Below are 19,086 nucleotides of genomic sequence, written 5' to 3' on the forward strand. Positions count from 1 at the left end.
CGCAGCCGCATCAAGGACACCGACTTCGCCAAGGAAACCGCCGAACTGACCCGCACCCAGATCCTGCAGCAGGCCGGTACGGCCATGCTGGCCCAGGCCAACCAGGTGCCGCAGGGCGTGCTCAGCCTGCTGCGCTGATCCACGGCAAGAAGGCGCCGCTACCGTCGGGTCGAACCGACGGTAGCGGCAACCGGGAAGCCACGATGCACGAAGGCGCGGGCCATGCCCGGCCCGGGATCACTCCCGAACCGGCTTGGCATCGCCCGCTCCTGCGGACCTCTCTTTCAGCGCTGTACCTTTGACTGTACGTACCGGGCGGCTTCGTCTCCCCCCGATTGTCAGTAGCCTGATCCCTCCCCTGCATTGGGGGAGGGCTTTTTGCAGACTCCCGGCAGCCCGCGGTGAACCTACCCGCACCCTGCCCCAGCCCTCCTGCAACCCGCGTGCCAGAACCCGCGCCAGGCGATTGGCACGGCACGTGCATCGACGAAGTCCTCAAGACCCAGCGGCGCAGGCCGCTATTTTCGTTGACGACGGGCCACCGCACGACGGCCGGGCCCGGATACCAGGAGAAACGACGTGGCAGACTTTGGATACGGTGGCATTGGCTCGGGACTGGATATTTCCAGCATCGTCAACCAGCTGGTCGCAGCTGACCGCAAGCCCGCCGACAATGCGCTGAACCTGCAGCAGTCCAAGGCCAAGATGCAGTTGTCGTCGATCGGCACCATCACCTCTGCCTTCGACAAGCTGAAGACGGCGCTGACCGCACTGAAGGCCACCACGGCGTTCGACACGCGCACGGTGACCGCCAGCAAGGGCGGCGACAAGGGCACCGACGAGATCCTGACGGCGTCGGTCGCGCTGTATGACGTTGGCACCACCAAGGCTGCGGCCTCCAACGGCACGCACGTGGTCAATGTCACCTCGCTGGCGACAGCGCACAAACTGATCGCCGATACCTCGGTACCCAAGACCGACACGTTTGCTGCCGGAACCTTGACGCTGACCGTTGGCGTGGGCGACAAGGCCAAGACCATGAACGTGGAGGTGGAGGACGGCGACACGCTGACCACCATCCGCAACAAGATCGATGCGGCCGGCCGCAAGGAAGGCGTGCAGGCCACCCTGATCAGCTCCGGCGACAACCAGTACCTGTCGATCGCCCAGGAGAAGACCGGTGCCGCCAACGCGATCAAGCTCGAATACGCCGGCAGCGACGCCAAACTGGGCGGCCTGGTCAACAGCCTCAAGCAGAACACCGCCGCCGCCGACGCCGAGCTGACCATCGATGGTGTGAAGGTCGTCAGCGCCAGCAACACCGTGGCCGATGCGGTTCCGGGCCTGACCCTGAACCTGAAGATGCCGGGCACCAGCACGGTGACCATCAGCACGGACACTGCGGCAGCCACCAAGGTGATGCAGGAGTTCGTCACCGCCTACAACGCTGCACTGGCGGCGATCAACACCGAAACCAAGTACGACGCCAAGACCAAGGAAGCCTCCACGCTGACCGGCGATGCGCAGATGCGCGGCGCCACCAGCCAGCTGCGCTCGGTGATGTCGAGCGTGCTCAAGGACCTGGCCGGTGACAAGCTCGATGCCAAGGCGATCGGCCTGGATACCCGTGGCTATCCCAATGCCGACGGCACGCTGATCCTGGACACCACCAAGTTCGCCGCCGCACTGGCCAGCCAGCCGGAGAAGATGCGCCAGGCGATCACCGGTGATACCGGCGGTGCCGGCAAGCTGTACACGCTGGTCGACGGCTATGTCAGCACGACGGTCGGCAAGGAAGGCGCCTTCGTTGCCCGCACCAAGGGCCTGAACACCACGCTGGACAACATCGACAAGCGCCGCAAGGACCTTGACACGCGCATGAAGAGCGTGGAAGAGCGCTACAAGAAGCAGTTCCTGGCGCTGGACAGCCTGATGGGCAAGCTGCAGCAGAGCAACACCGCGCTGCAGCAGCAGCTGGCCCAGTTGAACCGCTGACGGACATGCACGGCACTCAAGTTTGCCGCGCAATGCACCGATAACGGACGCAACAGCAATCATCGCCGCGCCGTCGGCACCGATCCCCGCGATCACCCGACGGCACCCCGCGCAAGGAGAATCACGAATGTACGGTTCCAGCCGTCAATATGCCGAGCAGTACCGCCAGGTGGGGGTGACCAGTGCGGTCGCCGATGCCGATCCACACAAGCTGGTGGCGATGCTGCTGGCCGGCGCGCTGGAGCGCGTGCGCCGCGCCCTGGCCAGCCTTGAACGCGGTGACCAGGCCGGCAAGGGCAAGGCGATCGGCGAAGTCTGCGCGATCGTCGGCCACCTCAACGGCTCGCTGGACCATGAGGCCGGTGGCGAGATCGCCGGAAATCTGTCGGCGCTGTACGACTACGTGCTGCAGCGCCTGACCGAGGCCAACCTGCACAACGACCGTGCCGCGCTGGATGAATCGCTGCAGCTGCTGGGCGAGATCGACAGCGCCTGGAACGCGATCCCGCACGAACAGCGCCGCCCGGCCGCGGTGGCGCCATGAGCCTGCAGGAACTGCATGCGCAGCTGGATGCCTTCGAGAGAGCCTTGGGCGAAGAATCCCTCGACCAGGCCGACAGCCTGCTCGACGGCCACGACAGCACCCTGCACGCCCTGCTCAGCCAGCCGCTGACCGCTGCGGACCACGCGCCGCTGAGCGCCCTGTTCGAGCGCCAGCAGAGTCTGCTCGGCCTGCTGCGCCAGCGCCGTGATGCCGTGGCCGCACTGATGAACGACGGCCAGCGCTCCCTTCGCGCGGCGCATGCCTATCTGCAGGCAGAATCGCTGGCATGACCTCGCTGCCGACCACCTCGCTGCATCACCCGGCCGAAAGCGAGCTGTTCGACGAGACGCTCAGCTGCGAACTGGCCCTGCCGGCCGAGTTCCAGGCGGGCAGCGCGGCCGGCCGCACCAGCAGCGCCGAAGGCCTGCTGCGCAGCCTGGCACTGGTCGAGGACAGCCGCGGCGACGAGCACGACGAACGCAACGAAGCCAGCCTGCAGCTGCAGCGCCTGGAAGCCAAGCTGGACCTGGCGATGGTGCTGCTCGGCCGGCTGGTGCGCCAGCAGGGCCAGGAGCTGACCCTGCGCCCGGTGCGCTGGTCGCGCCGTGGCATCCGCCTGCAGCTGGGCCCGCGCAGTGGCGCAAGCCCCGGCCAGGCCGGCGTGGTGCGCCTGCAGCCCAGCGACTGGCTGCCCGACCACATCGACCTGCCGGTGGAGGTCGTCGCAGAAGCCGCCGACGGTAGCGGCGGGCACTTCCTGTGGCTGCGCTTCCAGCGTTTGGGCGATGGCCTGGAGATGGCGATGGAGCGGCACCTGTTCCGCCTGCACCGCCGCCAGGTGGCCGAGGCACGCCGCGCACGCTGAAACCCGCCCCCTTGGCGCTGTACGGCCGACCCTTGGCGCGCCCGTTCAGCTAAGTTAAGGTGGATGCCCCTACACGGATCTGCTGCGTGCCTGTGCGAGTTCTCATCGTCGACGATCACACCCTTGTCCGCGCCGGCCTGGCGCGGCTGCTGCAGGGGTTTGCCGACGTGCAGCTCGTGGCCGAGGCCAGCAACGCCGAACAGGCACTGCAACTGTCCCTGCAGCACGCACCGGATGTGGTGCTGATGGACCTCTCGCTGCCGGGCCGCACCGGCCTGGAAGCGCTCAGCGACATCCGCCTGCGTGCCCCCGGTACCCGGGTGGTGATGATGACCATGCACGACGATGCCGCCCACGTGCGCGATGCACTGGATCGCGGCGCGGTCGGGTTCGTGGTGAAGGACGCCGCACCGCAGGAACTGGAACTGGCACTGCGGGCCGCGCACGCCGGCCAGGTGTTCCTGAGCCCGCAGATCTCGGCCAAGATGCTGGCGCCGATGCTGGGCCGCGAGAAACCCACCGGCATCGCCGCACTCTCACCGCGTCAGCGCGAGATCCTGCGCCGCATCGGCAAGGGCGAGAGCAACAAGGAAATCGCCGCCGATCTCGGCATCAGCGTCAAGACGGTGGAGACCCACCGCGCGCGGATGATGGAATCGCTGGGCTGCCGCCGCGCCAATGACCTGCTGCTGCTGGCCGCGCGCCATCAGCACGAGCTCGAGTAGGCGCCGGTATCGGGGTCAGATCCCTTTCCCGTGGAAACGGATCTGACCCCGCGACACCCTGCGTTGGCGACGACATCCCGTCACCCCGACATTCCCTGACAGGAATCCGTGCCCCGACCGCCGCGCGCCCAGCGGCTTCGCCACCACAAATCAATGACTTGGCGGCGCATTTCGTCAATTTCCCGCGTCGGTGTAGGGAATTCCCCTACAGCCTGTCGGGAGTTCCACGAAATGCATCAGGAACCCCCCGATTCCGCCCCCGCCGGATCAAAAGCAAGATGCGTTCCACAAGGCGCCGGGGAGCGGTGCCGGGGAACCACGATGAAGGCTGCACTCTCGACCCAGCTGGGCCAGCAACTCCACCTCACCCCGCAACTGCTGCAGTCGATCCGGCTGCTGCAGCTCGACGGCCTGCACCTGGAGCAGGAAATCCAGCGCCTGCTGGACTCCAACCCGCTGCTGGAGATCGAAGAGGCCGAGGCGCCCGCTGCCGACGCCACCGAAGCGAGTGCCACCACTCTCGATACCGCCGCCTTCGACGAGCTGCCCGAGCCGTCGATGTGGGACGTGGCCGGCGCCAGTTGGCAGGACGGCGACGACGATCGCATGGCGCGCATCGCCGCCGGCGAGTCGACCGACCCGCAGCTGCGCGTGCTGCAGCGCCTGGCGCTGGACATGGACGACCATCAGCTGGCGGTGGCCGCGTTCTGGCTGGACCACTGCGATGAAGCCGGCTACCTGCAGGCGCCGCTGGCCCAGCTGCAGCTGCTGGCCAGTGCCCAGTTCGACATCACCGCCGACGGCGTGGAAGCCATCCGCCAGCAGCTGCTGCATGGCGAACCCGCCGGCATGGCCGCGCAGGACCTGCGCGAAGGCCTGCAGGCGCAGCTGCGCAGCCTGCATGGCGTGGTGCCGGCCCGCCACCTGGCCGCACGCATTCTCGATGGCGCGCTCGACGCGCTCGCGGCCCACGACTACCCCGCCCTCGCCCGCCAGCACGACGCCGAGATCGACGACGTGCGCGAGGCGGTGCGCCTGATCCTCTCGCTGCAGCCGCGCCCGGGCGACAGCCTGCTGCCCGAACGCAACGCCGTGGTGGTGCCGGACGTGGTCGCCTGGCACGCTGATGGGCAGTGGAAGGTCGCACTGAACCCGGCCACCAGCCGCCGCGTGTCGATCAACAGCCAGTACGAACAGGCCCTGGCCGAGACCAGCGACGCCGCCCCGGCACTGCGCGAAATGCTGCAGGAGGCGCGCTGGTTCAGCCGCGGCCTGTCGATGCGCTACGACACCCTGCTGCGCACCGCGCGGGTGATCGTCGAGCGCCAGGCCGCCTTCCTGGTCCGTGGCGAAGAGGCCATGGCGCCGTTGACCCTGAAGGAAGTGGCCGAGGAGATCGGCATGCACGAGTCCACCGTCTCGCGCATCACCACCGGCAAGTTCCTGCAGACCCCGCGCGGCACCTTCGAACTGAAGCACTTCTTCGCCGTGCGCCTGGAAGGCGCCAGCGTCTCCGGCCAGGCGGTGAAGGCCATGGTCCGCCGCCTGATCGACGCCGAACCGGCCGGCCGCCCGCTGGCCGATGAGGCCATTGCCGGCCTGCTGTCACGCCAGGGGGTGAACATTGCCCGCCGAACCGTCGCAAAATACCGAGAACAACTGGATATCGCCCCGGCCCGCGAACGGCGCCGGCTCAGCGCCAGGCAACCCCAGCTGGCCCGGGTGGGCTGAAAAGGATGTTGGACATGAACAAGCTCACGGTCCTGCTGGTCGATGACCACGAGGGCTTCATCAACGCGGCGATGCGCCATTTCCGCAAGATCGACTGGCTGCAGATCGTCGGCAGTGCCGGCAACGGCCTGGAAGCGATCGAGCGCTCGGAAACGCTGCGCCCGCAGGTGGTGCTGATGGACCTGGCGATGCCGGAAATGGGCGGCCTGCAGGCCACCCGCCTGATCAAGTCGCAGGACGATGCACCGTACATCGTGATCGCCAGCCACTTCGACGACGCCGAGCACCGCGAACACGCGCTGCGCGCCGGCGCCGACAACTTTGTCAGCAAGCTGTCCTACATCCAGGAAGTCATGCCGATCCTGGAAGGCCTCAGGGAGGATCGATCGTGAGCGAATCGCGCATCCTGGTGCTGGACAACGACGCCGTGCGCGCAGAGCGCACCGTTGCCCTGCTGGAATTCATGGACTTCAACCCGCGCTGGGTGTCCGACGCGGCCGACTTCGACCTGGGCCGCCAGCGCCAGAACGACTGGATGGCGGTGATCGTCGGCAGCCTGGACGACAGCGCCGCCAGCACTGCGCTGTACCACTGGCTGGGCGGCAGCAGCCTGCCGCCGCCGGTGCTGCTGGCCGATGGTGATGCTGCAGCGTTTGCCCAGCAGCACGGGCTGCACGAGGCCAACATCTGGCCACTGGAAACGCCGCTGCGCCACGCGCAGATGGAAGCCCTGCTGCGCCGTGCCAGCCTCAAGCGCCTGGATGCCGAGCACCAGGCCGGCGCCGCGCAGGACCAGGGGCCGACCGGCAACGGCCCGGCGGTCACCGCGCTGCGCACCATGATCGAGCAGGTGGCCGCGTTCGACACCACCGTGCTGGTGCTGGGCGAATCCGGCACCGGCAAGGAAGTGGTATCGCGGGCGATCCACCAGCGCTCGCCGCGCCGCGATGGCCCGTTCGTGGCGATCAACTGCGGCGCCATCCCGGCCGATCTGCTGGAGAGTGAACTGTTCGGCCACGAGAAGGGCGCGTTCACCGGCGCACTGACCGCGCGCAAGGGGCGCTTCGAAATGGCCGAGGGCGGCACCCTGCTGCTCGACGAAATCGGCGACATGAGCCTGCCGATGCAGGTGAAGCTGCTGCGCGTGCTGCAGGAACGCAGTTTCGAGCGCGTTGGCGGCAACCAGACCATCCGCTGCAACGTGCGCGTGGTGGCCGCGACCCACCGCGATCTGGAAACGCGCATTGCTGAAGGCAAGTTCCGTGAGGACCTGTTCTACCGCCTCAACGTGTTCCCGATCGACGTGCCCGCGCTGCGCGAGCGTCGCGAAGACCTGCCGGCACTGGTGGAAACCATCGCCGCGCAGCTGGCGCGAACCGGCCGTGGCGAAGTGCGCTTCACCCCGGAAGCCCTGCAGGCCCTGGCCGGCTACGAGTGGCCGGGCAACGTGCGCGAGCTGACCAACCTGGTCGAGCGCCTGGCGGTGCTGCATCCGGGTGGTTCGGTGCGCGTGCAGGACCTGCCGGCCCGCTATCGTGGCGATGCCGCGCTGGCAGCGGTGGCCGCACCGGTACCTGCAGCGCCGGTTGCCAGCGAAGAACGCCTGGACCTGCGCAGCTTCTCGTTCCACACGCCCGGCAGCGGCAACCAGCCGGCGCTGGAGCACGGCATCGCCGTCAATCGCCCGGCGGCACCGGCGGCGTTGCCCGACGATGGCCTGGACCTGCGCAACCACATGGCCAACATCGAACTGGGCCTGATCAACGAAGCGCTGGAACGCACCCAGGGCGTGGTCGCCCACGCCGCCCAGCTGCTCGGCCTGCGCCGCACCACCCTGGTGGAAAAGCTGCGCAAGTACGGCATCGAGCGCGAGCAGGCCGAACTGGCCGGCTGACGCGCGCTACCAGCATGAAGGGGGCACGAACGCCTGGGCTTGCCCGGGCGTTGGTGTTTGTGGTGCCCGGGGTCAGATCCCTTTCCTGCGGAAAGGGATCTGACCCCATTGCATTTGCACGTTTTCCTAGAGACAACGGAATCGCACTGCGGAGCATGGCAGGGACATCCCAAGGAGGTCCCACCATGCATCACCTGATCCTGCTCGCCGTCCTGCTCTGCCCGGCCCTGGCCACCGCGGCCAACTGCACCCTGCCCGCCGCGCTCGACCAACGCCGGTTCACCAACCTCAGCGACCCGTTGTACGCGCCGGACAACCCCAACGCCGGACGCATGGTGCAGCTCAGCTTTGCTGGCAGCCAGTACGTGCTGGACATCCTCGGCACCGACCTCCGCATCGGCGGCAGCTACCGCTACCAGCGCCTGGCCCCGCATACCGCGGAAATCCAGATGACCGAGGCCCACCCGGCCGGCCCCGCCCGCTACACCCTGCTGCTGACCTGCCAGAGCGACCGCCAGGGCCGTTTCATCTACACCCAGCATGACGGCCCCATCGCACCGCGCCAGCGCCAGAATTCCGGCCGATGGACCCTGCAGCCATAGGCCAGAAAACCGACGCCGGTTAAATGGCGCCGCCAATGGGGTCAGAGCCCGTGCCGACCAACGGTCGGCACCCACCATCAGCAGCAGGTTCCAGCAGGTCGCGGCCACCTGTCGAAGGCGGGGTGGGTCCGGTTGCGGGGGCGTGAGCGCCATGGATGGCGCGACCGAGCCTCCATGGACGGATTTACGGCGTCCCCCGTAACCGGACCCACCCCGCCATCCCTCAGTAGACCCGCTTCTGCTGTTGCTCCGGCTCCGGCTCCGGCTCCGGCTCCGGCTTCGGCCGTTGCCGTTGAGGTTGCCGGCCAGCGGCCGGCACTACCGCGGGGCGCGGGGTGCAACCCCGCACGCACACCCAACCTCCTCACTTCACTGAATCGAAAACCGGTTTCGGCACGGCACTTGCACTGGCTCCAGCAGACAACCCCATCCCTGTTTCTGGAACCGTTGCAGATGTCCCACTCCGTCACTTCGATCCTTTCGCAGATCCGCTCCTATCAGACCCAGATGGGACAGCCGGCGCTCAACCCGCTGGGCGAAACGCCGCGCAGCAATCCCCTGCCGGGCACGGTGCTGGATGCGCCGCAGGTGCAGCCGGCCAGCTTCACCGAAACCCTGCGTGGTGCGATTGCCGGCGTCAACGATGCGCAACAGAAATCCGGCGCCCTCGCCAAGGCCTTCGAGATGGGCGACCCCAGCGCCGACCTGGCCAAGGTGATGGTCGCCTCGCAGCAGTCCCAGATCGCCTTCCGCGCCACCGTGGAAGTCCGCAACCGTCTCGTCCAGGCCTACCAGGACGTGATGAACATGCCGCTGTAAGGAACGTTGACGCATGGCACTGACGCTCTCCAAGGACAGCCTGAACGCCGAGAAGGCCGGGCAATGGTTCGACCGCCTGCAGAGTCTGCAGATCACCCGTCGGCTGGGCCTGATGGCGATGATCGCGGTGGCGGTGGCGGCAGGCCTGTCCGTGTTCTTCTGGTCACAGAAGCCGGGCATGGTCCCGCTGTACACCGGCCTGGACCAGAAGGCGACCGCTGAAGCGACCGACCTGCTGCGCGCCGCGCAGATTCCGTTCGCGCTCGACCCGGCCACCGGTGGCATCACCGTGCCGGAAAAGAACCTGCATGATGCCCGCCTGAAGCTCGCCGGCTCCGGCCTGACCGACAGCGGCAAGCTGGGCTTCGAGCTGATGGAACGCGACCCGGGCTTTGGTGTCAGCCAGTTCGTGGAAAGCGCGCGCTACCAGCACGCGCTGGAAACCGAGCTGTCGCGCACCATCAACACGCTGCGCCCGGTGCGCGATTCGCGCGTGCACCTGGCCATTCCCAAGCCCAGCGCGTTCACCCGCCAGCGTGACGTGGCCAGCGCCTCGGTCACCCTGGAACTGCGTGGCGGCCAGCAGCTGGAACGCAGCCAGGTCGATGCCATCGTGCACATGGTCGCCGCCAGCATTCCGGACCTCGCGCCGGAACGGGTGACCGTGGTCGACCAGAGCGGGCGCATGCTCAGCATTACCGACCCGAACAGCGAGGCGGCGGTCAACGCGGCCCAGTTCGAGCAGGTGCGCCGCCAGGAAACTTCGTTCAACCAGCGCATCCGCGAACTGCTGGAACCGATGACTGGCCCCGGCCGCGTCAACCCGGAAGTGAGCGTGGACATGGATTTCTCGGTGACCGAGGAAGCCCGCGAGCTCTACAACGGCGAGCCGCAGAAGCTGCGCAGCGAGCAGATGAGCGAGAACACCACCAGCACGCCGGGCCCGCAGGGCGTGCCGGGTGCGACCAGCAACAGCCCGCCGGGCCAGCAGGCCGCACCGGCCACCGCGCAGGCCCCGACCGAAAGCAGCAAGAACGCGACCCGCAACTACGAGCTGGACCGCACCCTGCAGCACACCCGCCAGCCGGCCGGCCGCATCAAGCGCGTCTCGGTGGCGGTGCTGGTGGACAACGTGCCGCGCGCCGGCGCCAACGGCAAGATGAGCCCGCAGCCGCTGTCGGCTGCCGAACTGACCCGCGTCGAAGCGCTGGTCAAGCAGGCCGTCGGCTTCAACGCCGAGCGTGGCGACACCGTGTCGGTGATGAATGCCCCGTTCGTGCGTGACACCACGCCGGTCGAAGGCCCGTCGTGGTGGGAGCTGCCGTGGGTGCACGATGCCGGCCGCATGCTGCTTGGCGCGGTGGTGGTGCTGGCGCTGCTGTTCGGCGTGCTGCGTCCGGCGCTGCGCGCGATCACCGGCCAGAGCAGGAAGAACGACGAACCGGCACTCGAGCCGCATACCGCGGACGTGCAGCTGGTCGATGACGATGGCATGCCGCTGCCGGCGCTGGGCGCTGACCGGGCCAGCCTGGGCGGGCCGGAAGCACTGGCCCTGCCGGTGGATTCATATGAGGAACGATTGCGGATGGCGCGTGAAGCCGTGAAGACCGACTCCAAGCGCGTGGCCCAGGTGGTCAAGGGTTGGGTGGCAAATGACTGAGGCCGCACTGACTGGCGTGCAGCGCGCCGCCGTACTGCTGCTTTCGCTGGGTGAGCTGGACGCGGCCGAAGTGCTGCGCCACATGGAACCCAAGGAGGTGCAGAAGATCGGCATCGCCATGGCCACCATGACCGACATCACCCGCGAGCAGGTGGAGCGGGTGATGGACCAGTTCGGCCAGGAGCTGGGCTCGAAGACCTCACTCGGCGTTGGCTCGGACGACTACATCCGCAACATGCTGGTGCAGGCGCTGGGCAGCGAGAAGGCCGGCAACCTGATCGACCGCATCCTGCTCGGCCGCAACACCACCGGCCTGGACGCGCTGAAGTGGATGGACCCGCGTGCGGTGGCCGACCTGGTGCGCAACGAGCACCCGCAGATCATCGCCATCGTGATGGCGCACCTGGAAACCGACCAGGCCGCCGACGCGCTGAAACTGCTGCCGGACCGTACCCGCGTGGACGTGCTGCTGCGCATCGCTACCCTCGACGGCATTCCGCCGAACGCACTCAATGAACTCAACGAGATCATGGAGCGCCAGTTCGCCGGCAACCAGAACCTGAAGTCGTCCAACATCGGTGGCGTGCAGTGCGCGGCCAACATCCTGAACTTCATGGACAGCGGCCAGGACCAGGCGATCCTGGGCGAGATCGCCCGCATCGATGCGCCGTTGAGCAACCGCATCCAGGACCTGATGTTCGTGTTCGACGATCTGGTCGACCTGGACGACCGCGAGATGCAGCTGGTGCTGCGCGAGGTGAGCGGCGAGCGCCTGGGCCTGGCCCTGCGCGGCGCCGACATCAAGGTGCGCGACAAGATCACCCGCAACATGTCGCAGCGCGCGGCCGAGATCCTGCTGGAAGACATGGAAGCCCGCGGGCCGGTGCGCCTGTCCGACGTGGAAGGCGCGCAGCGCGAGATCCTGGCCATCGTCAAGCGCATGGCCGATGAAGGCACCGTCACCATCGGCGGCAGCGCGGAGGCCATGCTGTGAGCAACGTCGTGCGCTGGCTTGCCCCGGACCTGCTGGCCCAGCCCGAACCGGCGCTGGAGCAGGAGGACGCGTTCGAACTCACCGAGCCGGACCCGGAACACGAACCGGAGCCGCCGCTGCAGCTGCCGACCCTGGAGGAAATCCAGGCGATCCAGGACAGCGCGGAGAAGGAAGGATTCGATCAGGGCCATGCCGAAGGCTACGGCCAGGGCCAGGCGGAGGTGCGTCGCCTCGCCGCGCAGATCGAAGGCATCCTCGACAACTTCAGCCGGCCGCTGGTGCGGCTGGAGAACGAAGTGGTCGGCGCCCTTGGTGAACTGGCGGTGCGCATCGCCGGCGCGCTGGTCGGCCGCGCCTACGAGGCCGAGCCGGCACTGCTGGCGCAGCTGGTCGGCGAAGCGATTGACGCCGTGGGCGGCAGCACCCGCGAGGTGGAAGTGCGGCTGCACCCGGATGACATCGCCGCGCTTGCCCCGCTGCTGAACCTGTCGCCGGCGCAGCGCCTGGTACCGGATACCAGCCTCAGCCGTGGCGACCTGCGCGTGCACGCCGAAGCCGTACGCATCGACGGCACCCTGGAGGCCCGCCTGCGCGGTGCGCTGGATGCGGTGATCCGCCAGACCGGGGCGACGGCATGAGCGCCGCACCGCAAACGACGCCGCCGCCGGCCGACTGGGCCGTGGTCCGCAACCTGCGCCTGGCCCGGCGCTTGGACGGCCTGCGCGTGGATACCGCGCATGGCCGTGGGCTGATCCGCGAGGGCGTGCTGCGCCGCGCGGTTGGGCTCACCCTGGAAGCGGTCGGCTGCGAGGCGCCGCTGGGCGCCAGCTGCAAGGTGGAAGTGGTCGATGGTGGCTGGGTCGATGCCGAAGTGGTCGGCTTTGCCGGTGAGCGCACCTACCTGATGCCCAGCGCCGAACTGCACGGCCTGCTGCCCAACGCCCGCGTGGTACCGTCGGCGCGGCGTGGCGGCGTGGAAGTGGGTGAAGGCCTGCTCGGCCGCGTCATCGACAGCGACGGCGTGCCGCTGGATGGCAAGGGCCCGATCCGCGCAGAAGGGCATGTCGGCATGGCCGGCGTGTCGATCAATCCGTTGGCGCGTGAACCGATCACCCAGCCGCTGGACGTGGGCGTGCGCGCGATCAACGCGCTGTTGCCGATCGGCCGCGGCCAGCGTGTCGGCCTGTTCGCCGGTTCCGGCGTCGGCAAGTCGACGCTGCTGGGCATGATGACCCGTTACACCGCTGCCGACGTGATCGTGGTCGGCCTGATTGGTGAACGAGGCCGCGAAGTACGCGATTTCGTCGAGACCACGCTGGGCGAGGAAGGCCTGCGCCGCGCCGTGGTGGTGGCCAGCCCCGCCGACCGGCCACCCTTGGCGCGCCTGCACGGTGCCTACCGTGCCACCGCCATCGCCGAGTGGTTCCGCGACCAGGGCCTGAACGTGCTGCTGCTGATGGACTCGCTGACCCGCTTCGCCCAGGCGCAGCGCGAGATCGGCTTGTCGGTCGGTGAACCACCGACCACCCGCGGTTACCCGCCCTCGGTGTTCGCCAAGCTGCCGGCGCTGGTCGAACGCGCTGGCAACGGCGCAAAGGGCCGCGGCTCGATCACCGCGTTCTACACCGTACTGACCGAAGGCGATGATCCGCAGGATCCGATCGCCGACGCCGCACGCGCGATCCTCGACGGCCACATCCTGCTCTCGCGCCGGGTGGCCGACAGCGGCCTGTACCCGGCCATCGACGTCGAATCGTCGGTCAGCCGCGTGGTCACGGAAATCGCCGACGAGCCGTGGCGCCTGCGCATCCGCAAGTTGAAGCGACTGGTCTCGGCCTACTCGGTCAACCGTGACCTGATCGCGATCGGTGCCTACCAGCGTGGTAACGACGCGGCCACCGACGAAGCCCTGGAACGCTGGCCGGAAATCATGGAGTTCCTCGGCCAGGACGTTGCCAAGGCCGCAGATCTCCCGCACAGCCAGGCGGCGCTGCAGCGCCTGGTGGAACAAGAGAGTTAAGCCATGAACCAGTCCAAGCGCATCGATCCCCTGCTCAAGCGGGCCCAGGAACACGAGGACGCGGTCGCCCGCGACCTGGCCGAACGCCAGCGCGTGCTCGACACCCATCTGTCGCGCCTGGACGAACTGCGCCGCTATGCCGAGGAGTACGCCAACGCCCAGATGGCAGCGACCAGCCCGGCACAGCTGCTGAACCGCCGCGCCTTCCTTGATCGCCTGGACAGTGCGGTCGAGCAGCAGCAGGCCACGGTCAACGGCAACCGCGAAAAAGTGGAGGCCGAGCGCGCGCGGCTGATCCTGGCCAGCCGTGACAAGGCGGTGCTGGAGCAGCTGGCCGCCAGCTACCGCGCGCAGGAAAAGGTGGTGACCGACCGCCGCGACCAGCGCGAGATGGACGACATTGGCGCGCGGCGCGCGCGCCTGGTGCAGGCCGAAGACCAGGACGGCGCCGAGCAGGGAGGCCGCCCGTGATGCCCGCCCCGCTCGCCAGCAGCGCCAACCCGGCCACGCCCGCCACCAGCAATAGTGCCGCGCGCGCCGCGCGCAGCGAAGGCGCAAAGGACTTCAGCCAGCTGCTGCAGGGCGGTGCGCCCTCCGCGCCCGCGCCTGCCGGCAGCGCTACCACACCGACGCCGTCCACGCCCAGCCAGCCATCGACCGCCGACAGCAATGGCCAGGCACCGGGCGAACGCAGCGCGGACGCGGAAGCGGCAACTGCCGAAACGCCGCCGCTACCGCCCGTTGCCCCGCCCCCGGCTGGACCCGGCACCGACAAGGACAAGCCCGCCGCGACCGAGGACGCCCCGTGGCCACCGATCGGCCTGGCCGGCCTGGTGCTGGCGATGCCGACGCCTGCCGATCCGGCCGTCGCTCTGGCGGGCAGCGCTGCACCGTCACTGGCCAGCGACGGTACGGCGCTATCCACCACTGCCCCCGCCGCGACCCCGACACTGCCTGCAGCCGCGCCGGCAGCGGCAACCGCAGCCCCCGTGGCGGCCGACGGCAAACCGGCGGCGACCAGCGCGGAGGATGCCGCCGCGCTGCCATTGCCGGCGATGATCCTGCCCGGCAAGCGCAGCGAGCGCGGCGAAGGCAGTGACGTGGCCGCCGTTGGCGACCGCGCAAATACACCGTTGCTGCACGCACCGGCAGCCGCCGCCGTGCAGGACCTGAAGGCGGCGCTCGCCACCGGCAACGCGATCTTCAATGGCGAACCCACGCCCAAGCCCGTGCTGGGTGACGATGGCTTCGACCAGGCCATCGGCGCACGCCTGGGCTGGCTGGCCGACCAGAAGATCGGCCATGCCCACATCCGCCTGAGCCCGGACGACATGGGGCCGGTCGACGTGCGCCTGCAGTTGAACGGCGACAAGGTGCATGCCAGCTTCAGCAGCCCGCACGTGGACGTGCGCCAGGCACTGGAAAGCAGCCTGCCGCGCCTGCGCGAGCTGCTGGGCGAACAGGGCTTCCAGCTGGCTCACGCCGATGTCGGCCACCACGCGTCTGGTGGTGACGGCAATGCGTCGGGACAACCCGGTGGCGGCGGCATGACCGGCGACGGAGAACCGACGCCGGGCGATGCCAGCGTGTCGTCCGCGCAGTTGATCCGCCAGCGCGGCTTGCTGGACGCCTACGCCTGACAGGTGTGCCAACCAAGGTTGGCACCCACCAGAGCGGGCGGTTGGCACCTCCCCGTATTGCGTTGGTGGGTGCGGAGCTTGCTCCGCACGGCCCCGCCGGCACCCCGACGGAATTCCGTCGCACCCTGCGGGCCCAGCCTTCGGCACACCCCTTGCATATCCCGGTGAAGCAACCCTCAGGAGCTTCACCCCGTGGCCGCAGCCGCTGACAAAACCAAGAAGACCGCCGAGAAGGACAAGGCCGCCAAGCCGCGTAGTCCGATCCTGATCACCGCACTGGTGGCCGTACTGGCCGCCGCTGCCGCTGGTGGCGGCGTGTGGTTCTTCACCCAGTCCAAGCACGAAGAGAAGACCGCGCAGGCGCCGAAGAAGAGCGCGACGCCGGCCCCGGCACAGTACTTCGCGCTGGACCCGGCGTTCGTGGTCAACCTCAATGGCCCGGTCGACGGCCCGCGCTACCTGCAGCTGGAGGTCCAGCTGATGACCCGCGACCCGGCCGCGCTGGAAGCGATCAAGACCCATGCCCCGGCCATCCGCGCGCGCCTGCTGATGCTGTTCTCGCAGGTCAGCCCGGACCAGATCGCCGATGTCGCCGGCAAGCAGAAGCTGCAGGCCAGTTCGCTGGCCGAGGTGCAGAAGGTGCTCAAGGCCGAGACCGGCAGCAACGGCGCAGACGATCTGCTGTTCACCAGCTTCGTGACCCAGTAAGGGCCCCCCGATGAATGATCTGCTGTCCCAGGACGAGATCGATGCCCTGCTCCACGGCGTGGACAGCGGCGCGGTCGAGACCGATGCGGAACCCCCGTCAGGCGAAGCGCGCTCGTACGACTTCGCCAGCCAGGACCGCATTATCCGTGGTCGCATGCCGACCCTGGAAATGGTCCACGAGCGCTTCGCGCGCCTGTGGCGGATCGGCCTGTTCAACCTGATCCGGCGCTCGGCCGAGCTGTCGGTGCGCGGCATCGAACTGATCAAGTTCAACGACTACATGCACTCGCTGTATGTGCCGACCAACCTGAACCTGATCCGCTTCAAGCCGCTGCGCGGTACCGGCCTGATCGTGTTCGAGCCGACCCTGGTGTTCGCCATCGTCGACAACTTCTTCGGCGGCGACGGGCGCTACCCGACCCGCATCGAGGGCCGCGAATTCACGGCCACCGAAATGCGGGTGATCCACCTGCTGCTGAAGCAGACCTTCGCCGACCTGCGCGAAGCGTGGGCACCGGTGATGGACGTCGACTTCGAGTACATCAACTCGGAGATCAACCCGCATTTCGCCAACATCGTGACCCCGCGCGAGTACGTGGTGGTGTGCCGCCTGCACGTCGAGCTCGACGGCGGCGGCGGTGACATCCACGTCACCCTGCCCTACTCGATGCTGGAACCGATCCGCGAACTGCTCGACGCCGGCATCCAGAGCGACCGCAACGACCGCGACGAGAGCTGGGGCAAGACCCTGCGCGAGCAGCTCAACATCGCCGAAGTCACCCTGTCCAGCGTGCTGGCCAGCAAGCGCATGACCCTGCGCGACCTGACCCAGCTGAAGGTCGGCGACATCCTGCCGATCGAGCTGAGCCCGCAGGTGCCGCTGTGCGTGGAGAACATTCCGGTGTTCACCGGCGAGTTCGGCATCGCCAACGGCATGAACGCCGTGAAGATCACCGCTACCCATCCGCCGGGCACCCGCCCGCGCGTACCCGTCATCCAGGAAGACCCGCAATGAACGATATCGACGCCCTCGAACCGACCCCGGCCCAGTTCAGCAGCCTGCAGGCCGACGAGGCCAACGGTCCGGACCTGAATCTGGACGTGATCCTCGATGTGCCGGTGACCCTGTCGCTGGAAGTCGGTCGTGCCCGCTTGCCGATCCGCAACCTGCTGCAGCTCAACCAGGGTTCAGTGGTGGAACTGGAGCGCGGTGCCGGCGAATCGCTGGACGTGTTCGTCAACGGCACCCTGATCGCCCACGGCGAAGTGGTGGTGATCAATGACCGCTTCGGCGTGCGCCTGACCGACGTGGTCAGCCCGAGCGAGCGGATCCGGAGACTGCGTTGAGCCTGCTGGCCTCCACCCTGCTGGCGGTCGGCAAGACCGCAGCGCCGATCGGCCCGCAGGTCGGCCAGCACGCGGCCGCCGCACCCAGCCTGTTCGGTGCGGTGCTGGCGCTGCTGGCGGTGCTGGCGCTGGTGATCGGCCTGGGCTGGCTGCTCAAGCGCATGCCCGGCAGCGGCTTCCGCCCGGCCGAAGGCATGAAGCTGGTGGCCAGCCTCAGCGTCGGCGCCAAGGAGCGCGTGGTGGTGGTGGAGGTCAACGGCCAGCAATTGCTGCTGGGCGTCACTGCCGGCGGCATCAACACCCTGCATACCCTGCCCGAACCGTTGCCGCCACCGGCGCCGGTGCGCGTGCCGGATTTCAAGAACCTGCCGAATTTCGCCCAGCTGCTGCAGCAGCGGCTGCGCAAGGACCCCTGACATGCGTGTCACCCGTACCCGTGTTGCCACCCTGATGCCGTGGCTGCTGTTGCTTGCCCTGTGCCTGTTGCCGGTGCTGGCGTTCGCCGCGCCCGGCGCCCCGGCCACCCCGCTGCCGGACGTCAACGTCGGCAAGATCGGCGGCCAGCCGGTCAGCCTGCCGCTGCAGACCCTGCTGCTGATGACCGCGATCACCCTGATCCCGTCGATGCTGCTGGTGCTGACCTCGTTCACCCGCATCATCATCGTGCTGGGCCTGCTGCGCCAGGCACTGGGTACCGGCCAGACGCCGTCCAACCAGGTACTGCTGGGCCTGGCCCTGTTCCTCACCGCGATGGTGATGATGCCGACCTGGGACAAGGCGTGGAGCACGGGCATGGCGCCCTATCTCAACGGCGACATCGACTTCCAGACCGCCTGGACATTGACCACGCAGCCGCTGCGCGGGTTCATGCTGGCGCAGATCCGCGAGACCGACCTGATGACCTTCGCCGGCATCGCCGGGCACGGCACCTACGCCAGCCCCGATGCGATCCCGTTCCCGGTGCTGGTCGCCTCGTTCGTGACCAGCGAACTGAAGACCGCTTTCGAGATCGGCTTCCTGATCTTCATTCCGTTCGTGATCATCGATCTGGTCGTCGCCAGCGTGCTGATGTCCATGGGCATGATGATGCTGTCGCCGATGCTGGTGTCGGCACCGTTCAAGATCCTGCTGTTCGTGCTGGTGGATGGCTGGGTGCTGACCGTGGGCACGCTGGCGGCCAGCTTCAATCCCGCGTGACGCGATCCGGCGCGATTGAAAGACAGTCGAGCATGGCTCGACTCTATATAAGAAGGTGGAACCCGAATGTCTCCCGAACTTGCCTTGACCGAACTGCGTGGCGGCCTGATCACCGTGCTGTGGGTGGCCGGCCCGCTGCTGCTCACCGTACTGGTGGTGGGCGTGGTGGTCGGTGTCGTGCAGGCTGCAACCCAGCTCAATGAACCGACCATCGCCTTCGTCGCCAAGGCGGCGGCGCTGACCGCAGTGCTGTTCGCGCTGGGCAGCCTGCTGATCGGCCACCTGGTTGAATTCACCACGCTGCTGTTCCAGCGCATTCCGCACCTGATCGGCTAGGACACGCGC

23 protein-coding genes are annotated in these 19,086 nt (G+C 68.2%); all 23 read left to right on the top strand.

The window, feature by feature from the left end; all coding sequences use genetic code 11:
• Positions 1 to 138 (top strand): flagellin (locus AC5P7I_RS20510; RefSeq protein ID WP_279923195.1); only part of this gene is annotated, 138 nt, incomplete at its 5' end.
• Positions 139 to 579: 441 nt separating this feature from the next.
• Positions 580 to 1,995: a flagellar filament capping protein FliD gene (gene fliD / locus AC5P7I_RS20515; RefSeq protein ID WP_014647054.1), complete on the top strand. Its 1,416-nt coding sequence runs from the start codon at positions 580 to 582 to the stop codon at positions 1,993 to 1,995.
• Positions 1,996 to 2,122: 127 nt separating this feature from the next.
• On the top strand, positions 2,123 to 2,539 hold the full coding sequence (gene fliS / locus AC5P7I_RS20520) for a flagellar export chaperone FliS (protein ID WP_005416447.1): 417 nt from the start codon (positions 2,123 to 2,125) through the stop codon (positions 2,537 to 2,539).
• Positions 2,536 to 2,829 carry a hypothetical protein gene (locus AC5P7I_RS20525; protein ID WP_032959403.1) on the top strand — a complete coding sequence of 98 codons (294 nt, stop codon included), beginning with the start codon at positions 2,536 to 2,538 and terminating at the stop codon, positions 2,827 to 2,829. The genes fliS and AC5P7I_RS20525 overlap by 4 nt, the downstream gene beginning before the upstream one ends.
• Positions 2,826 to 3,404, top strand: coding sequence for a PilZ domain-containing protein (locus tag AC5P7I_RS20530; protein WP_014647052.1), 579 nt, complete (start codon positions 2,826 to 2,828; stop codon positions 3,402 to 3,404). Before AC5P7I_RS20525 ends, AC5P7I_RS20530 begins: the two co-directional genes overlap by 4 nt.
• Before the next feature lie 92 nt (positions 3,405 to 3,496).
• Complete coding sequence (locus tag AC5P7I_RS20535) at positions 3,497 to 4,129, top strand: response regulator (protein WP_032959406.1); 633 nt, start codon at positions 3,497 to 3,499, stop codon at positions 4,127 to 4,129.
• 321 nt (positions 4,130 to 4,450) lie between these two features.
• Entirely contained in the window at positions 4,451 to 5,860 is a 1,410-nt protein-coding gene (gene rpoN / locus AC5P7I_RS20540) for an RNA polymerase factor sigma-54 (protein ID WP_227864560.1), read from the top strand.
• A 14-nt stretch (positions 5,861 to 5,874) separates the two neighbouring features.
• Complete coding sequence (locus tag AC5P7I_RS20545; RefSeq protein WP_010485922.1) at positions 5,875 to 6,252, top strand: response regulator; 378 nt, start codon at positions 5,875 to 5,877, stop codon at positions 6,250 to 6,252.
• On the top strand, positions 6,249 to 7,754 hold the full coding sequence (locus AC5P7I_RS20550; protein ID WP_262087559.1) for a sigma-54 dependent transcriptional regulator: 1,506 nt from the start codon (positions 6,249 to 6,251) through the stop codon (positions 7,752 to 7,754). Before AC5P7I_RS20545 ends, AC5P7I_RS20550 begins: the two co-directional genes overlap by 4 nt.
• Positions 7,755 to 7,939: 185 nt before the next feature.
• Positions 7,940 to 8,356 (top strand): hypothetical protein, encoded by a 417-nt coding sequence (locus AC5P7I_RS20555; protein WP_262087558.1) that lies wholly within the window; start codon positions 7,940 to 7,942, stop codon positions 8,354 to 8,356.
• Between the two features lie 453 nt (positions 8,357 to 8,809).
• Complete coding sequence (gene fliE, locus AC5P7I_RS20560; RefSeq protein WP_262087557.1) at positions 8,810 to 9,175, top strand: flagellar hook-basal body complex protein FliE; 366 nt, start codon at positions 8,810 to 8,812, stop codon at positions 9,173 to 9,175.
• Positions 9,176 to 9,188: 13 nt separating this feature from the next.
• Positions 9,189 to 10,835 carry a flagellar basal-body MS-ring/collar protein FliF gene (fliF, locus tag AC5P7I_RS20565; RefSeq protein ID WP_262087556.1) on the top strand — a complete coding sequence of 549 codons (1,647 nt, stop codon included), beginning with the start codon at positions 9,189 to 9,191 and terminating at the stop codon, positions 10,833 to 10,835.
• A gap of 7 nt (positions 10,836 to 10,842) precedes the next feature.
• Entirely contained in the window at positions 10,843 to 11,829 is a 987-nt protein-coding gene (fliG, locus tag AC5P7I_RS20570; RefSeq protein WP_024958226.1) for a flagellar motor switch protein FliG, read from the top strand.
• Positions 11,826 to 12,467, top strand: a complete 642-nt coding sequence (locus tag AC5P7I_RS20575; protein ID WP_014647045.1) for a FliH/SctL family protein — start codon at positions 11,826 to 11,828, stop codon at positions 12,465 to 12,467. The genes fliG and AC5P7I_RS20575 overlap by 4 nt, the downstream gene beginning before the upstream one ends.
• Positions 12,464 to 13,849 (top strand): FliI/YscN family ATPase, encoded by a 1,386-nt coding sequence (locus AC5P7I_RS20580; protein ID WP_262087555.1) that lies wholly within the window; start codon positions 12,464 to 12,466, stop codon positions 13,847 to 13,849. Before AC5P7I_RS20575 ends, AC5P7I_RS20580 begins: the two co-directional genes overlap by 4 nt.
• Before the next feature lie 3 nt (positions 13,850 to 13,852).
• On the top strand, positions 13,853 to 14,320 hold the full coding sequence (fliJ, locus tag AC5P7I_RS20585; protein WP_014647043.1) for a flagellar export protein FliJ: 468 nt from the start codon (positions 13,853 to 13,855) through the stop codon (positions 14,318 to 14,320).
• Positions 14,320 to 15,489 (top strand): flagellar hook-length control protein FliK, encoded by a 1,170-nt coding sequence (locus tag AC5P7I_RS20590; protein WP_262087554.1) that lies wholly within the window; start codon positions 14,320 to 14,322, stop codon positions 15,487 to 15,489. The genes fliJ and AC5P7I_RS20590 overlap by 1 nt, the downstream gene beginning before the upstream one ends.
• Positions 15,490 to 15,681: 192 nt before the next feature.
• Complete coding sequence (locus tag AC5P7I_RS20595) at positions 15,682 to 16,197, top strand: flagellar basal body-associated FliL family protein (RefSeq protein ID WP_049441913.1); 516 nt, start codon at positions 15,682 to 15,684, stop codon at positions 16,195 to 16,197.
• A gap of 10 nt (positions 16,198 to 16,207) precedes the next feature.
• Positions 16,208 to 17,212, top strand: coding sequence for a flagellar motor switch protein FliM (gene fliM, locus AC5P7I_RS20600; protein ID WP_014647040.1), 1,005 nt, complete (start codon positions 16,208 to 16,210; stop codon positions 17,210 to 17,212).
• The gene (fliN, locus tag AC5P7I_RS20605; RefSeq protein WP_005409543.1) at positions 17,209 to 17,544 is read left to right on the top strand and encodes a flagellar motor switch protein FliN; all 336 of its coding nucleotides are present in this window, start codon (positions 17,209 to 17,211) and stop codon (positions 17,542 to 17,544) included. The genes fliM and fliN overlap by 4 nt, the downstream gene beginning before the upstream one ends.
• Positions 17,541 to 17,960, top strand: a complete 420-nt coding sequence (gene fliO / locus AC5P7I_RS20610; protein WP_014037105.1) for a flagellar biosynthetic protein FliO — start codon at positions 17,541 to 17,543, stop codon at positions 17,958 to 17,960. The genes fliN and fliO overlap by 4 nt, the downstream gene beginning before the upstream one ends.
• A gap of 1 nt (position 17,961) precedes the next feature.
• Positions 17,962 to 18,741, top strand: a complete 780-nt coding sequence (fliP, locus tag AC5P7I_RS20615; protein WP_014647039.1) for a flagellar type III secretion system pore protein FliP — start codon at positions 17,962 to 17,964, stop codon at positions 18,739 to 18,741.
• 66 nt (positions 18,742 to 18,807) lie between these two features.
• Positions 18,808 to 19,077, top strand: coding sequence for a flagellar biosynthetic protein FliQ (locus AC5P7I_RS20620; protein ID WP_005413254.1), 270 nt, complete (start codon positions 18,808 to 18,810; stop codon positions 19,075 to 19,077).
• The last annotated feature ends 9 nt before the right edge of the window (positions 19,078 to 19,086 follow it).

The organism is Stenotrophomonas sp. YJH_SMC_138 (assembly GCF_059369855.1).

Coding starts and splice junctions, on each gene's coding strand:
- fliS (WP_005416447.1), top strand. CDS start 2,123: ATGTACGGTTCCAGCCGTCAATATGCCGAGCAGTACCGCCAGGTGGGG.
- AC5P7I_RS20525 (WP_032959403.1), top strand. CDS start 2,536: ATGAGCCTGCAGGAACTGCATGCGCAGCTGGATGCCTTCGAGAGAGCC.
- AC5P7I_RS20530 (WP_014647052.1), top strand. CDS start 2,826: ATGACCTCGCTGCCGACCACCTCGCTGCATCACCCGGCCGAAAGCGAG.
- rpoN (WP_227864560.1), top strand. CDS start 4,451: ATGAAGGCTGCACTCTCGACCCAGCTGGGCCAGCAACTCCACCTCACC.
- AC5P7I_RS20545 (WP_010485922.1), top strand. CDS start 5,875: ATGAACAAGCTCACGGTCCTGCTGGTCGATGACCACGAGGGCTTCATC.
- AC5P7I_RS20555 (WP_262087558.1), top strand. CDS start 7,940: ATGCATCACCTGATCCTGCTCGCCGTCCTGCTCTGCCCGGCCCTGGCC.
- fliE (WP_262087557.1), top strand. CDS start 8,810: ATGTCCCACTCCGTCACTTCGATCCTTTCGCAGATCCGCTCCTATCAG.
- fliF (WP_262087556.1), top strand. CDS start 9,189: ATGGCACTGACGCTCTCCAAGGACAGCCTGAACGCCGAGAAGGCCGGG.
- AC5P7I_RS20580 (WP_262087555.1), top strand. CDS start 12,464: ATGAGCGCCGCACCGCAAACGACGCCGCCGCCGGCCGACTGGGCCGTG.
- fliJ (WP_014647043.1), top strand. CDS start 13,853: ATGAACCAGTCCAAGCGCATCGATCCCCTGCTCAAGCGGGCCCAGGAA.
- AC5P7I_RS20590 (WP_262087554.1), top strand. CDS start 14,320: ATGCCCGCCCCGCTCGCCAGCAGCGCCAACCCGGCCACGCCCGCCACC.
- fliM (WP_014647040.1), top strand. CDS start 16,208: ATGAATGATCTGCTGTCCCAGGACGAGATCGATGCCCTGCTCCACGGC.
- fliN (WP_005409543.1), top strand. CDS start 17,209: ATGAACGATATCGACGCCCTCGAACCGACCCCGGCCCAGTTCAGCAGC.
- fliP (WP_014647039.1), top strand. CDS start 17,962: ATGCGTGTCACCCGTACCCGTGTTGCCACCCTGATGCCGTGGCTGCTG.
- AC5P7I_RS20620 (WP_005413254.1), top strand. CDS start 18,808: ATGTCTCCCGAACTTGCCTTGACCGAACTGCGTGGCGGCCTGATCACC.